Origin of the sequence: Serpentinicella alkaliphila (genome assembly GCF_018141405.1) — a bacterium.
In the GTDB taxonomy this organism is placed as follows: domain Bacteria; phylum Bacillota; class Clostridia; order Peptostreptococcales; family Natronincolaceae; genus Serpentinicella; species Serpentinicella alkaliphila.
This window is the reverse complement of record NZ_CP058648.1, coordinates 803289-819360: the sequence shown is the minus strand read 5'-3', so window position 1 is coordinate 819360 and position 16072 is coordinate 803289. Positions and strand designations below refer to the sequence as shown.

Below are 16072 nucleotides of genomic sequence, written 5' to 3'. Positions count from 1 at the left end.
TGAAAAAATACGTAGAAAAATGAAGGAATTAAAGATTTTTTGCCGAAAAAGTATATATATGAAAATAATGGAAAAGAGGATTGATTCTTGTGATTTATAAAAACTTAAGCAAAAATAAGATATTAATAGTTACAGTAGTTATTTTTTCATTTACAATTCAATTTGTTTTTGGACAATCTTTTACTGATGTGAGCATTAATCATTGGGCACATAATCATATAAATAAACTTTCACAAAATAACATTATAGGGGGATTCCCTAATGCTACGTTTAAGCCAAATGATTCTGTTAGTAAAGTTCAAATGATAGTAATGATATATAATTTAGTCAATAGATTTGACAATGTAGAAAATATCGACAGAGTAGTAGAACGTCAGAAATACATTTTGGATGCATTGCGTGTTGACGTATATGCCCCTTGGGCTAAAAATGCCCTTGCATATGCACTAGATGCAGAAATTATAAATTATGAAGAGTTAAATAGATTCTTTAGTCAGGGGACTCAAACAAATGCAACTAGAGAAGAGGTCTCGATTTATCTATCCAGGGCATTAAATAAGGGTAAAGAATATAGTAAAGTAATAGCATTACCTTATATCGACACTGAATTGATTCGTGCATCAAATGTAAAATATATTGATTTTCTTCTCAATAAAGGGATTCTAAACTCAAACGGTGACGGTTACGGAAGGTTTAACCCAAATAATACTATATCGAGAGCTGAAATAGCATCAATGCTTTCTAAAAGTTTCGACTATTTAGTGGACAACTCCCACAAAAATAATCTAAATAATGGTATCAATAGTGATAATAGAAATGTTATAACTGAAAAAAAATTAACTATGAAGAGTGGAGTAATAGAATTTATTGACAATAATAGTATACTTATAAAGTTTGATGGAAACGAAACTAAATTATTTCAGAGAAATACAGACGTGGAGATCTTTGTTAATGGAAAGAAATCAATATTTAATCAACTACCATTAAAACAACAAGCTAATGTTACCTTCACAGATGAATATAAGTTAGTAAAGATTGAAACTACTACTAGTTTTATTCCAGATATAGAAGGTATATTTAATGCAGTAACACCAAATGTAGGATTTGATTTAGTAGTATTAAGAAATGGTGCTACTAATAATACACAAACATTAAAGGCTTATCATAGAACTAAAGTACAACTAGATGGGGCTAACGTGTCACTTAATCAATTAAAATCAGGGGATATGATTAAGTTGAAAGTGAGTGGGCAGGATATTGACGAAATAGTAGCAACATCTAAAATTAAAACGTATCAAGGCATATTACAAAAACGAGTTGAATCGTTGCAAAAACCATTAATAACACTTAATATTAGTGGCGAGAGTATAACTATAGAAGCTAAGCCAGATGTAAGAGTTAGGAGGAATGGCGGATCAAACTTAGTTACCAATCTAAAGGTAGGGGATGTTATAACATTGTCAACCGAGTATGAAAAAGCAGTAAATATTCAAGCAACTAGCGTTATTACAAGAAATGTTGGTAGAATAGAAGCAATAAATATACTTAAAGACTCTAGTTCAATTACTATACTAAACGATAATAAATCAGAAACATATAATATTGATAGTTCTGTTTATGTTAAAGTTAACAACATAGAGAAAGACTTATATGATTTGAGGTTAGATCAGATTATAGAGATAGTATTAGAGAACGATGAGATTATAGCGATTGAATCTAGGGATGATTTAAACAGAACTCAAATAAATGGAACAGTAAGTAGTATTGATATCGGATCAAAGTATTTTGTTTTGGAATATTTAGATCGTAGTACTAATAAAATTGTATTTAAAACAGTTTACTATACAAATAATACTAGGATTACATCTTCTTTGGCACAGGTGCCAATTTCAATATATACATTACGAGTTGCTGATCAGGTTTTTGTTATAGGAGATGAGAAGTTTAATAAGTTTACTGCAGACAGAGTATTATTAATTGATTAATAAAATAATGTTACTTTAACAAGACCTCTTTATTTTATTCAAGGGGTCTTTTATTGCTATTAATTAGAAATATATTATCTGGATCAGGTGTTGCTCAATTCTTATGACTATTATAAAATATATATAAGGGGAGCAAAAATTTTGTTGTTTATATACTAAATTACATAAAATTGACACAATTTAATTGGAGGTTTTTATTATGGAAGAAATTAGCATCAGAGAACTAATAGAAATATTAATAAGAAGGAAAGGCATAATTATTGGAAGCACAGTTGTTTGCGTACTAGTGTCATTTATTATGAGCTTTTTTATTCTAGAACCAGTATATGAAACGAAAATGGTTCTTATGGCATCAAACTTTAGTGATAGATTACAGGCAAATAGTGTAGACAACTCAAATATCAACAAGATATTAGATTCACTATCTCAGTATCCATCAATGACGCTTGAAACTTATCGACAACAAATCAAAGCCCCAAGGGTATTAAGAGAAACCATACAGCTACTGGGGTTAGAAGATGAGTATGATATTGAAAGTTTGTCTAGGAATATTACCCTAGAAACGATTAAGGATACAAATCTAATATCGATTAAGATGAAACACAATGACCCTGAGAAAGCAGCACAAATAGTAAATAAAGTTGGCGAAAATTTTATAAACTTTGTATCCTCTAAAGCACAAGAGCATGCATCTAAATCATCCTTATTTATTGAAAATCAAATGGAAGTTGAAAAAGAAAAGTTAGAAGCTGCATTAGAAGAACTAAAAGAATTTTTATCAGAACCTAAAGGAGTTTCAGAACTAGGTTTAGAGTTAGATGCAAGATTATTACAAATAACAGATTATAAACAGAGATTAACTGATTTAGTTATAAGGAAAGAAGCTTTAATATCAGGAATTAATGTTGTAGTTTCTGAAAGTAACAAGGGTGGTAATCAAATTATAATTATGGAGTCCTCAGTTGACGGTGATACAAGTTTTGGGAGTACTGGAAAAATACATTTAGAAAGAACAGAAACACTGCTTAAAATCGAACTTGCTGAAGTTGAATCAAATATTACTCAGTTAGATAAACATATTGGGTTATTACAAAACCAAATAGAGGAACTTCAAGTAGAACTACAAGACAAAAAATACCATGAAAGATTAATAAATCAAAAAGTTGACTTTGCACAAAACACGTATGATGCTTTTATTAAAAAGTATGAAGAACTTAGAGTTACAGAATCCTCACAAGTTGGTGAGGCCACTATAACTGTTATTTCAAAGGCGTTTCCAACTACTACACCAGTCGGACCAAATAAAGCTTTAAATTTAGCTGTAGCGGGAATTTTAGGATTGATGATGGGGGTTTTCATTGCATTTTTCCTAGAGTATTGGAAAACATCAAGTCCTGTAAAAATTAATATTTAGAACTAGACAAGTTAGGAGTGTTTTGTTTTGAAGACAAGAGTTCTTAGTAAAAATAATAAAATAAGAGAAGAAGTAACTCCGAAGAGTAAAGGACTCATCATTTTTACTTTGCTTTGTATAGTTATTTTTTATCCCCCCTTCTTTAAAGGTCTATTCTTTGAAAAAGAGATTCTAATGACACATATTATATCTTTTTTATTATTCAGCATATACTTAGCTAATAAATTACTTAATGGCGAAAAGTTAAAAATCGATAGCCCTTTTGATATTATAGGAGTACTATTAATAATTGCATATATACTACCTATTGCAACTTTAAAATGGGCAAATCTTAGAGTAGCAATTGGATATGTTCTTAGATATATTAACTTCTTCGTTATATATTTAATGATAAAAGACTATGTGAATGAAAAGAAATACAAAAATATTATTATTGATGTAATTATTTGTAGTGGGGTAGTTACAGCTACAATTGGTCTTTTAGCAATTGCAGGATATGTTAACTATACAGACGCTGTTTTAACTGGCAACAGAATATCATCTACTTTTCAATACCCAAATACCCTAGCTGCCTTTATGATGACATTGTTCTTTTTATCTGCAACTATGCAATCAATAGAAGAAAAGCTTTGGAAGAAAAATTTGTATGCCATTAGTGGATATATAATGCTACTTACATTTATTTTTACTTACTCTAGAGCAGCATGGCTATTGTTCCCTATCTTTGCTTTACTATATTTCTTAGTTATAAGAGGGGAAGATAGAATAAAAGTTTTATTATATCTAATTACTGTGGGGATTTCTAACCTAGTCATTCTACAACCATTTATGAGTCAAACAAACTCTGTTATAGATAAAAATATTAAGTCGATAGCTACAGTTTTACTTGGATTAGTTATATTTTCTTTGATGTACAATGGCTGTAATTTGATTATTAAAAAGCTTAAAGATAAGCAATATAAGCTTATTTATGGTTTCGTCGGAATTCTTGTGGCTGTGTCACTAGCTTTTACAGTAGTTGCAATTAATATGACAGAGCCACTGGTTTTTGATAATACTAACGTGGAAGAAAATACAACTAACAGCGTACTTAGATCAATTAATAATATTGTACCGAATAATGAATATGTACTTAAAATTAATGTAGATGGATATAGTGAAGCGGAAGGACATTGGCCCTGGAGAATACATTTAGATAGCATAAATGAAGACGGGGAAAGTTTTAGGTTGCATGAAATATTAGGTGATGATACTAATAATGGGGAGTTAAATATTCCGTTTGCCACTCTAGAAGATACAAAACGCCTAAATATAAGATTAACCAATATGTACCCAAATACAAGAGTAACATTTTATGATGCATTCATATATGATAATGAAGACAACATAATTGAAGAAATAAAGCTTAGTTATAAGTATATACCTGAAGCATTAATTAGCAGGTTTAATTCAATTAATATTAATGAAAGAAGTTCATCTCTTAGGGTAGCCTTTTATAAGGATAGCTTTAAGATTTTCAGAGACTATCCGATATTTGGTGCAGGTGGAGGTGCTTGGAAAAGTTTATATCCAATGTATCAAACTCAACAGTATTTTACTACTGAAGCACATAATTATTATTCAGAAATATTAGTTGAAACTGGTACATTTGGTATATTAGTAATTTCTTCACTAATTTTAGTTATTTTGATTATCTTAATAAATAGTATAAAGATAAAAAACAACCTAAATACAACTATAGTTATAACTATATTGTCTTTGTTAGCCCATAGCGCATTAGATTTCAACTTCTCTTACTTATCAATACCGATTTATTTATGGGTTCTTATTGGTTTGTTAGCTAATGAAGACTTAAAGGAATTTAGCTTTATAAAGTTAAATAGGAATATATCAACAGTTATAGGGCTGTTAGTAATTTTACCTTTAACATTCCTATCTTTTTCGTTTTACGGGGCTAATAAATTAGAAGTGAGCGCAATTGAAAGTTTACAATCAAAAGATATTGAGAAGGGCATAAATAAGCTAGAAATTGCTGTAGTTAGAGATAGATTTAATGTCAATTTACAAAATATCTATGCCGAAATATTAATGTCATTAGGTTCAAGCAATGGGCAATATTTTTTATTTGATAAAGCTGAAGAAGGTCTACTTAGAGCTACTAGATTTGAACCTACTAATTCTAAATCGTTAGAGTTATTATCACGTCTATATATGCAAACAGGAAGATTTGATGAAGCGATAGAGTATGCAAATAAAATTATGGCTACAGAGCCAATGAGAACTTTTGGCTATGAATATATGACTACAACGTTTATGAGTTTGGGAGATTATTATCTACAAGAAGGAGATGAATTAAAGGCGTTTGAAATGTATAACAACACTCTAACAGTTATAGATGATATTTTAGAGACTAACGAAAGAGCAGATGCACCAATAATCTTATCCGACTCTACATTAAGTAATATAAATAAAGCTAGATATTTAGTGGAAAACAAAGAAAATCCTAATTTATTTAGTATATTAAATAACACTGAGTTTATAGCATATTTTGATATTGACTTAGATAACGATGGATTAACAGATAGCTGGAGAAAATGGCAAAGCGTAGATGCCAACTTAGAGACTAAGACTTCAGAAAATGGCATATTTGTTTCTAATAATGGGACAGATCTAGGTTTGATACATTCACAAAACTTTTCACTTGAGCCTGCTACAAATTATGTACTGGAATTTATATTGGAAGGCAATCTAGAGAGCAATGTTATTGTAGCAAGAATTCTTAGTAGAAATGGTACAAGTACTCAACTTGCTGAGAGAATTAATAATAGTTCAGAGGATAATATTTATAGATTTGCCTTTAGAACTAAAGATGATATTGAGCCAGGGGCACAGTATCTACTTTTTGATCACTTGGGCAATTCTGATGAGGTTTTTTTATTTAAAAAAGTGATTATTTATGAACCGGAGTAAGTATTATGCTTTTAATAGAAGTACCTTTACTATGTGAAGATATAATAATAAAAAAATATAAGCATTTAACCTTAATTTATTCATGACGCTTAGCCAAACAGACCTCAATCAAAGTATTTACAGTGGTTTTGTATTATTATTTCTTTCACTCGAAAAGTGAACCTAAAACAATAGAAAAAGAGTTCCAACTTTGTTAAAATTTAAGTGACTAAACCAAAATAATAACAGAGGAGGAACCCTTTATGTCTAGTTTAAGTACACTTAGATTAGAAAGCAATAGAAAAATCAAAATAAATTTTGATGGTGGAGATTTATCCTCTGATTCTGGGCTACTTTTAATTAAAGAATTTGCTCATAAACTTGGGTTTCATGAGCTAATTAAAAATATGTTCAAAACAAAAGATAAAGCTACACGTTTTCATAAGGATGATGAAAACCTTAATTAAATGATTTATCAAATCTTAGCAGGTTATTTTAATGATAATGACGCAGATGAATTATCTAATGAACCGGTATTCAAAAGCATTTTAGATAAAGAGTGTCTTGATTCACAGCCTACTTTGTCACGTTTTTTTAACCGTATGGACTCAGATACTCTAACTCAATTTAATGAAATTTCTAAGGAATTAAGAAAAATAGCTTATATGATCAAGAAGCCAGAAAAGGTACTCTTTGACCTTGATTCTACATTACTCAACACCTTTGGAGTCCAATAAGGTAAAGGATTTAACTTCCATTATAGTGCCAATGGCTATCATCTATTACTTTGTTATGACGGTTTAACTGGAGATCTTCTAAAAGCTCAACTGCGAGATGGTACAGTATACACATCCAATGGTGTTGTTGATTTTATGCAGCCTTTACTAGATGAATATGAAATTAATTATTCCGATAATAGCTTGTATATACGAGGTGATAGCGGCTTTGCTGTGCCTGAATTATTCAGGCAATTGAAACTAACTCGGTGTCGTATGCAATTCGACTAAAGGCAAATCAGAATCTCTATAAACTATCTCGATATGCTACTACTTTATTAGACGAAATTACAGCTCAAAATAAACTTGATTATGCTGTAGTATATGATGAATTTTTAAATAAAGCAGCTAGCTGGAATTATCCTAGACGAGTTGTAGTAAAAGTAGAAAAGAGTATGTGCTGCTAATCGGATGACAGTACAGAGATTGTTTGAGAGTTACCTATTTGAGAATGGTTATGACGTGGATGATTATGAAGATGGCAATCTTTTTAATCAATTTCTTCTTATTAACAATTCGATTCGACGTGAGTATGGTGAAAGGACCAAAACCACAAGATGTAGCATAATGATATATAATAATACACAATTTTATGCAATATATAGTATTTATCCTTTCCACAAACTAATATTGAAGATGAGTATAAGGTAAGGATGAGAGAAAAATGTAAAACACAAGATGTTGCAGAGGGGAAAAATGCTTCTGCTATATCCTGCATAATTTCCAATAAATGATAGCTGGGTTTTCGAGGTGAGTATGGTGAAAGGATAAAGAAGCCTTATCCCAGTGAAATCAATAGTTCCAACAGAAAAGCAAAAATGTACATTTGAAAAGGTCAACCAAATTACATAAATTAGGCAATTAAGGTGCTGTACACATAAGCACCTATACATTATATAGATGAAAAACACAAAAAAACTATTTAAGAGAGGGCGAATAAGATGACTGAATTGAGAAGCATTCCATTTTCACCACCAGATATTTCAGATGAAGAGATCAATGAAGTACTTGATACATTAAAGTCTGGTTGGATTACAACAGGGCCTAAAACCAAATTATTCGAAAAGCTAATTGCTGAGTATTGCAATACATCAAAAGCAGTTGCTCTCAATTCAGCGACAGCTGCCATGGAGATGACTTTGAGACTTCTTGATATTGGACCAGGAGATGAAGTCATTACCTGCGCTTACACTTATTCTGCATCTGCTAGTGTTATCACTCATGTTGGAGCAAAAGTCGTTCTTGTAGACTCAGGAAAGTACTCTTTCCATATTGATTATTATGGGATTGGTGATGCCATTACAGAGAAAACAAAAGCGATCATACCTGTAGACATAGCAGGTGTAATGTGTGATTACGATAAAATTTTTGACGTTGTAGAAAGCAAGAAACATCTATTTAATCCCTCAAATGATCTTCAAAGGGCGTTTGGGAGAGTTATTGTTTTGGCTGATGCAGCTCATTCAATAGGAGCTACTTATAAAGGGAAGATGAGTGGTGAGGTTGCTGACTTTACATCTTTCTCTTTTCATGCAGTTAAGAACCTTACAACTGCTGAAGGTGGAGCTGTTACATGGAAAGATATAGATGGCATTGATAATGAAGAGATTTATAAACAGTATATGCTTCTTTCAATTCATGGACAATCCAAGGATGCATTAGCAAAGACTAAGCTTGGAGCATGGGAGTATGACATAGTGGCTCCTTACTATAAATGTAATATGACAGATATCATGGCATCTCTTGGTCTGGCACAGCTTAGAAGATATCCTGGAATACTTGATAGAAGAAAAGAAATTATAGAGAAATATGATGAATTATTAAAGGGATTAGATGTAACTTCAATGACTCATTACGATGAGAATAATAAGTCTTGCGGTCATCTGTACTTGCTAAGACTTAATGGAAAAGATGAAGCGTTTAGGAATGAAGTGATTATAAAGATGGCTGAAAAAGGAATAGCGACTAATGTTCACTACAAGCCACTCCCAATGCATACAGCCTACAAAGACTTAGGGTTTAAAATGGAAGATTATCCGAATGCGTTTGACATGTATAAGAATGAGATTACACTACCGCTTCATACTTTATTGACTGATGAAGATATTGAGTATGTTGTGGAGAGTTTGAGAGATATATTAAATGAAACTAAGTAGTGGGGTGAAGGTGTGTATCGCAATTTTTTTAAGAGAATCTTTGATTTAGTATTAGCAATTATAGCGTTACCATTTTGGCTTATATTATTAGCGGTTATTGGTCCTATTATATACTTTCAGGACAAAGGGTCAATTTTTTATAATGCACCTCGCTTAGGCAAAGATGGAAAGATATTTAAAATGTATAAATTTAGATCTATGAAAATGAATGCTCCTGATATTAGAAATGAAGATGGTTCCACATTTAATGCAGAGGACGATCCAAGGCTTACAAAGATAGGTAAGTTCATTAGAAAGACAAGTATTGACGAAACGCCTCAGTTTCTTAACATCCTTAAAGGGGATATGAGTATTATCGGTCCTAGACCAGATTTACCAGAGCATATGGAGCTATATGAAGGAAATGAATCTAGAAAACTTGAGATAAGACCAGGTGTAACGGGTTTTAACCAAGCATACTTTAGAAATACAATTCCTTGGAAAGAAAGAATCAAGAATGATATTTATTATATTGATCATTTGACGATGTTGATGGATATCAAGGTATTCTTTAAAACGGTAATATTGGTTCTTAAAAGAGAAGATGTTTTTATAGAACAAAAATCAGATGACAAGAATGGTGAGAAAGCTAATGTCTAGTAAAAATTATGAGTTGAGACCACTACAATGGGATACAGATTACTTTGGCGTAAGCTCTGCTAGAGTTAATCTAAGTGGCATTGTAGATGAGAGAGGTCAAGAAGATATAATAGAGTTTTGCAAAGACTATGACTTTGTTACCATCTCTAATCTTGACAACATAAAAGAGAATAACCACTGGATAGGCAATAGAACAAATGCTTTTCTGGCTGATATGAACATTCAGTTCATAAAAATCTTTGAAGATAAGCCAAACTATCAAGATGAGAAAACCTATGTGGTGAATAGCTTATCAAGGAATGAGCAGATTGTTGATATAGCGAAGAAGTCATTTAATTACTCTAGGTTCTTTAATGATCCAAGGCTTCCTCAAAAACAAGCTGATAACATCTATCTTCACTGGACTGAGTGCGCTTTTGGTCAAGAGAACAAGTACTTTGTAATATCAGAGAGAGATGGAAATGTAGCGGGTTATATACTTTTTTCTTTTAATGAAGATAGCAGTGTAATTGAGCTCATTGCTGTTGACGAGAAGTATCAAGGACAAAAAGTTGGAAAGTCATTGATTCATACTATGGAATCATTTGTTATAGATAGAAGAATTAAAAAAATCAAAGTTGGAACACAGGTGAATAACATATTAGCAGCTCAGTTTTATAGTGCTATAGGATTTAAGTATGTGAGCTATGGGAGTATGTATCATTTGTGGAGAAGATAGTGGGAGCGAATGCAATGAAGAAAATTCTATTCATATGTACTGAAGGATTTGATACGCCAGGTCCCTCTAATCATTTAGTTGGAACCTTAATAGAAGATCTCTTAGAAAATGAATTTCATATTACTTTAATACAGAGTCGAAGGCAGAAAATTAATGGAGATATTCCAGATAATTTAATAGGCAAGTCGAATTTTGAAGCAATTACATTAGACAGGAAAGTAATAAAAAAGAGTTCGTTTATAAAGAGGTACATAGAAGAAGTAACTTATCACTTCAGAGCTTTTAAAAAGTGGAGAAAGGTCAAGGATATTGACGCGGTTTTCGTGCAATCATGCCCTACAGTTATGTTTTCAATATTATTATTAAAACTATTCACGAAATATCCAATCCTTTATAGCGTTCAAGATATGTGGCCAGGTAGTGCGGTAAATAGTGGTGTCCTAACGAACAAACTTATTGCTAGTTTTTTTTACAATCTTCAAAAGATAGCCTATAATTTTAGTGACGTTTTAACGGTTATTTCTGAAGATATGAAAAGAAAAGTTATTGAGCAAGGAGTCAAAGAAGCGAAAATTTACCAGATTGTCAATTGGTTTGATGACAGATCGGTTCATGAAGTTGCTTGGTCAGAAAACAGATTCGTCAATAAATACGATCTAAGTAGAAAAAAATTCTATGTTCAATACGCTGGAACTATGGGTTATGTTTTTGACTATAAAATGGTACTTAATGTTGCAGAAAAATTAAAAAGTTACAACAATATTGAATTTCATATGATTGGGCAAGGTAGTCATAAAGAAAGCTTCATCAAAGAGGCAAAAGAAAGAGGATTAAGTAATATAGTATTCTTTCCACTTGAACCACAACATATGGTTTCTGATGTGTACAGTGCATGCTCTATTTGTTTGATTCCTTTGAAAAGAGGTATTATAGGAAACTCTGTTCCAAGTAAAGCGGGGCTTTTGATGGCATGTAATCGAGCTATTGTGAACTCAGTTGATGAAAATTCAGATTATTATAAGATTTTTAATGAAAATGAAATTGGAATTTCAGTTTCTAATAATGATTCTGATGGTGTGTTTGAAGCAATAATTCGCTTATATGAAGATAAAGATAAACGTGATTCGTTCGCTCAAAATGGACATGAATTTGGTGAAAAGTATTACTCAAGAAGTGTTAATACTAAGAAATTTATAGATATCTTTCATCAAATGATTGAGGAGAATTAGAATGAAAGTACTTATTATTGGTTTTACGAAAATAGCTTACATGCCTTATATGAACTTCTACATTAATCAACTTCAAAAATCAAATTGCGATACTAGTTTACTTTACTGGGATAGAGATTCAAAGCCGGATTTAGAGTTACCAGCAGTAGATAAATTTTATTGCTTTAAAGAAAGCATGCTAGATAGCGAGCGAATGATAAAAAAAATTCCATATTTTATAAAATTTAGAAAATACGCTAAAAAAGTAATAAAGAATCATGATTTTGATCTTATTATAGTACTACATTCAACGCCTGGAGTATTATTATCAGATATTCTGAAAAGAAAATTTAAAGGTAGATATATATTAGATTATAGAGATTTTACTTATGAAAATATTAACTTCTATAAGAAAATTATTCATCAACTTGTCAACAATTCGAAAATGACTTTTGTTAGCTCTAAAGGGTATGTGAAAAATCTACCTGATTCTGACAAAATATACATTTCCCATAATCTACTCTTACATTCTAATGATGAAAGAAATGTTCGAAGAAAATCTCCTAGAGAGAATGACCCAATTAGAATACGATTTTGGGGATTCATAAGACATGTTGAGATAAACAAACAAATAATTGACCAATTGGGAAATGACTGTAGATTTGAATTACATTATCATGGTAGAGAACAAGAATCAGGTCAATTACTAAGACGATATGTAGAAGAAAAAGAAATAGCAAATATTTATTTTCATGGTGAGTACAAACCCATTGAAAGAGTTAACTTTGCTTCAGAAACAGATTTACTTCACAATATATACGAAAATGACACCAAAACAACGTATGCAATGGGAAATAAATACTACGACGGCCTAACTTTTTATATTCCGCAGTTGTGTAACAAGGACTCATTTATGGGTCAAGAAGTAGAATCTAATGGAATTGGTATTATGCTAGATCCATTAGAAAACGGCTTTACAGATGCAATTTTCGAATATTACAAAAGACTTGATTGGAATGATTTCAATATGAAGTGTGATGAAAAAATAGCTAGAATAACTGAAGAATACAATAGTGGAATAGATGTTCTTCATGAACTATTAAGTAGAGAGAAGGTATAGTTATGTTTAACAATAAAACATTATTAATAACAGGTGGAACAGGCTCTTTTGGGAATGTAGTTTTAGAAAAATTTTTACATACAGACATTAAAGAAATTAGAATATTTTCAAGAGATGAAAAAAAGCAGGATGATATGAGAAGATATTATCAGAATGATAAAATAAAATATTATATTGGAGATGTTAGAGATGTATCTAGTTTAAGAAATGCTATGCACAATGTAGATTATATTTTTCATGCAGCAGCATTAAAACAAGTTCCTTCATGCGAATTTTTCCCAATTGAAGCTGTTAAAACTAACGTTATTGGAACAGACAATGTATTAACAGCTGCTATAGATGGGGGTGTAAGGAAGGTAATTTGTTTATCAACCGATAAAGCTGCTTATCCAGTAAATGCAATGGGAATTTCTAAAGCGTTAATGGAGAAGACCTTTATTGCAAAGTCTAGAACAATATCGCCCGATAGAACCTTAATCTGTGGCACAAGATATGGTAATGTTATGGCTTCAAGAGGATCAGTTATCCCGTTGTTTATTGAACAAATTAAAGCTGGACAACCAATAACTGTTACTGATCCTAAAATGACAAGATTCATCATGAGTTTAGAGGATGCTGTAGATTTGGTTCTTTATGCTTTTGAAAATGCTGAAACTGGTGATATTATGGTTCAAAAATCTCCATCATGCTATATTGGAGATTTAGCTCAAGCACTTAAAGACTTGTTTAAGGTTGATAATGAAATAAAAGTAATTGGCACTCGTCATGGTGAGAAAATGTACGAAGTGTTATTGACTAAAGAAGAGGCAGCTAAAGCTATTGACAAGGTTAATTTTTACAGAGTTCCAGCTGATAATAGAGATTTGAATTATGAGAAATATTTAGAACAAGGTTCACCAAAGATTACTCTGACAGATGAATATAACTCAAATAACACAAAAATTCTATCTGTTGATGAGATAAAAGAACGTTTACTGTCTTTGGAGGAGATCAGAGAAGAATTACGTAACTGGGAGGCTAGATAATGAGGATTTTAGTCACTGGGGCAAAAGGATTTATAGGTAAAAACTTAATAGCGGAACTGAGAAATAAGAAGTACGATGTCATTTTCGAGCATGACAGAGATACAGATCCTTCTTTACTTGATGAGTTCTGTAAAGAAGCTGACTTTGTTTTTCATCTTGCAGGGGTAAATCGACCAAAAGAACAATCTGAGTTTATGGAAGGTAACTTTGGTTTCACCTCCGATCTATTAGGTTCTCTTAAGAAACATAATAACACCTGCCCAGTGATGATTTCATCGTCCATTCAAGCTGAGTTGAACAATCCTTATGGTGAAAGTAAGAAGGCAGGGGAAGACCTTCTGCTTTCTTATGGTGAAGAAACAGGCGCCAAAGTTCTTGTTTATAGATTTCCTAATGTGTTCGGTAAATGGTGCAGACCTAATTATAACAGTGCCGTAGCTACTTTCTGTTATAATGTTGCTCATGACTTACCTATTAACGTGAACAATCCAAGCGTAGTAATGAATCTTATATATATAGATGATGTGATTAACGAACTAATTAATGCGTTAGAAGGAAAAGAAAACAAAGTAGATTTATTCTGTGAAGTGGCTGTGATACATACTATTACTCTTGGTGAAATAGTAGATTTGATTAATTCATTCAAGAAGTGCAGAGAAGATAGGTCAGTTCCAAACATGTCGGATGCATTTGTCAAGAAGCTCTACAGTACATACTTAAGCTATTTGCCTGAAGACAAGTTTAGTTATGACTTAAAGATGAATGTGGATCAGAGAGGATCTTTTACAGAGTTCATAAAAACACCTGATCGTGGCCAGGTTTCAGTTAATATTTCAAAACCTGGAATTACAAAAGGGAATCATTGGCACCATACTAAAAATGAGAAGTTTTTAGTAGTTAGCGGTAAGGGCGTTATTCGATTTAGAAAAATAGATTCAGATGTAGTGCTGGAGTACTTCGTAAGTGGTGACAAAATGGAAGTCGTTGATATACCAACAGGTTATACCCACAACATTGAGAATCTTGGAGATTCAGATATGGTAACAATTATGTGGGCCAATGAGCCATTTGACCCTGAAAAACCAGATACTTATTATTTGGAGGTAAATTATGAATAGTCATATTCCAAGAATATCTATTGTGGTTCCAATTTATAAAGTGCAAGACTTATTAGATAGATGTGTTATCAGCTTAATTAATCAAACAAATAGAGATATTGAAATAATATTAGTTGATGATGGTAGTCCTGATGACTGTCCTAAAATGTGTGACTCATATGCAAAACAGGATTCAAGAATTCGAGTAATTCATAAAGAAAACGGAGGACTATCTGACGCTAGAAATGAAGGAATCAAAGCATCAGAAGGTCAGTATATACTGTTTGTTGATTCTGACGATTACATTGATCTAGATACTTGTGAAAAACTTATAAATCTAATTAATGAAAAGCAGTATGACATTATTACGTTTGGTGCAAAAAAAATAGTTGATACTGACGTCGATTTGATGTCACCCTCTAAGAATTTTTTTGACAAAGAATATCAAGGACTAGAATATTTTAAACTTGAGCTGAAAAATAAAAACATGAAAATGGCAGTTTGGCTGAACTTATATAAAAAAGACTTCCTAATTGATAATTCATTATTCTTTGAGGAAGGCCTACTTCACGAAGATGAGCAATGGACACCTAGAGTGTTTTTGAAGGCAAAATCTGTGAGAGTTATCAATGAATTCTTTTATAATTATGTGATACGAAATGAATCAATTACGATGAAGAAAGATAAGTCAAGAAATGGTTTACATATAATAAAGACATGTCATTATTTGGAGGGAATTGCTCGCGATGTAGATGATTATGAATTCAGAGTTTATTTTTATGACTATTTATCGATGCTTTATTTGCATGCAATAAATATTGGAAATTTATATGATAAAACAGAGTCGTATGATGTTAACTTTCTAAATAGAAAACCAAGGACATTAAAAAACAAATTAAAGGTAGTACTATTTAAATTTAACAAGAACATTTATAAATTTATTAATCCAAATTGAATTAAATGAGAACGTAGAGGAGGGCATATT

General features: G+C 31.5%; 11 protein-coding genes and 1 pseudogene. All 12 read left to right on the top strand.

Annotated elements, in window-relative coordinates; all coding sequences use genetic code 11:
* The first annotated feature begins 89 nt into the window (after nt 1-89).
* The 12 genes and pseudogenes from HZR23_RS04130 to HZR23_RS04060 all read left to right on the top strand — a co-directional run bounded on the left by HZR23_RS04130 (nt 90) and on the right by HZR23_RS04060 (nt 16042).
* A complete protein-coding gene (locus HZR23_RS04130) occupies nt 90-1985 on the top strand; it encodes an S-layer homology domain-containing protein (RefSeq protein WP_165913753.1) in 1896 nt (631 codons plus the stop codon).
* Between the two features lie 199 nt (nt 1986-2184).
* On the top strand, nt 2185-3399 hold the full coding sequence (locus HZR23_RS04125; RefSeq protein WP_132849385.1) for a GumC family protein: 1215 nt from the start codon (nt 2185-2187) through the stop codon (nt 3397-3399).
* A gap of 27 nt (nt 3400-3426) precedes the next feature.
* Nucleotides 3427-6369: an O-antigen ligase family protein gene (locus HZR23_RS04120; RefSeq protein WP_132849384.1), complete on the top strand. Its 2943-nt coding sequence runs from the start codon at nt 3427-3429 to the stop codon at nt 6367-6369.
* 242 nt (nt 6370-6611) lie between these two features.
* A pseudogene (locus HZR23_RS16855) lies at nt 6612-7531 on the top strand (IS1380 family transposase).
* 534 nt (nt 7532-8065) lie between these two features.
* Nucleotides 8066-9280, top strand: coding sequence for a DegT/DnrJ/EryC1/StrS family aminotransferase (locus HZR23_RS04095; RefSeq protein ID WP_207667920.1), 1215 nt, complete (start codon nt 8066-8068; stop codon nt 9278-9280).
* Between the two features lie 12 nt (nt 9281-9292).
* Nucleotides 9293-9919: a sugar transferase gene (locus tag HZR23_RS04090; RefSeq protein WP_132849380.1), complete on the top strand. Its 627-nt coding sequence runs from the start codon at nt 9293-9295 to the stop codon at nt 9917-9919.
* Nucleotides 9912-10637 carry a GNAT family N-acetyltransferase gene (locus tag HZR23_RS04085; protein WP_165913750.1) on the top strand — a complete coding sequence of 242 codons (726 nt, stop codon included), beginning with the start codon at nt 9912-9914 and terminating at the stop codon, nt 10635-10637. Before HZR23_RS04090 ends, HZR23_RS04085 begins: the two co-directional genes overlap by 8 nt.
* A 14-nt stretch (nt 10638-10651) precedes the next feature.
* On the top strand, nt 10652-11866 hold the full coding sequence (locus HZR23_RS04080; RefSeq protein ID WP_213050322.1) for a glycosyltransferase family 4 protein: 1215 nt from the start codon (nt 10652-10654) through the stop codon (nt 11864-11866).
* A 1-nt stretch (nt 11867) separates the two neighbouring features.
* Nucleotides 11868-12965 (top strand): glycosyltransferase family protein, encoded by a 1098-nt coding sequence (locus HZR23_RS04075; protein WP_132849377.1) that lies wholly within the window; start codon nt 11868-11870, stop codon nt 12963-12965.
* Between the two features lie 2 nt (nt 12966-12967).
* Entirely contained in the window at nt 12968-13990 is a 1023-nt protein-coding gene (locus HZR23_RS04070) for a polysaccharide biosynthesis protein (RefSeq protein ID WP_132849376.1), read from the top strand.
* On the top strand, nt 13990-15108 hold the full coding sequence (locus tag HZR23_RS04065) for a capsular polysaccharide biosynthesis protein CapF (RefSeq protein WP_132849375.1): 1119 nt from the start codon (nt 13990-13992) through the stop codon (nt 15106-15108). The genes HZR23_RS04070 and HZR23_RS04065 overlap by 1 nt, the downstream gene beginning before the upstream one ends.
* On the top strand, nt 15101-16042 hold the full coding sequence (locus HZR23_RS04060; protein ID WP_132849374.1) for a glycosyltransferase: 942 nt from the start codon (nt 15101-15103) through the stop codon (nt 16040-16042). The genes HZR23_RS04065 and HZR23_RS04060 overlap by 8 nt, the downstream gene beginning before the upstream one ends.
* The last annotated feature ends 30 nt before the right edge of the window (nt 16043-16072 follow it).

Coding starts and splice junctions, on each gene's coding strand:
- HZR23_RS04125 (WP_132849385.1), top strand. CDS start 2,185: ATGGAAGAAATTAGCATCAGAGAACTAATAGAAATATTAATAAGAAGG.
- HZR23_RS04085 (WP_165913750.1), top strand. CDS start 9,912: ATGTCTAGTAAAAATTATGAGTTGAGACCACTACAATGGGATACAGAT.
- HZR23_RS04060 (WP_132849374.1), top strand. CDS start 15,101: ATGAATAGTCATATTCCAAGAATATCTATTGTGGTTCCAATTTATAAA.
- HZR23_RS04080 (WP_213050322.1), top strand. CDS start 10,652: ATGAAGAAAATTCTATTCATATGTACTGAAGGATTTGATACGCCAGGT.
- HZR23_RS04095 (WP_207667920.1), top strand. CDS start 8,066: ATGACTGAATTGAGAAGCATTCCATTTTCACCACCAGATATTTCAGAT.
- HZR23_RS04065 (WP_132849375.1), top strand. CDS start 13,990: ATGAGGATTTTAGTCACTGGGGCAAAAGGATTTATAGGTAAAAACTTA.
- HZR23_RS04070 (WP_132849376.1), top strand. CDS start 12,968: ATGTTTAACAATAAAACATTATTAATAACAGGTGGAACAGGCTCTTTT.
- HZR23_RS04075 (WP_132849377.1), top strand. CDS start 11,868: ATGAAAGTACTTATTATTGGTTTTACGAAAATAGCTTACATGCCTTAT.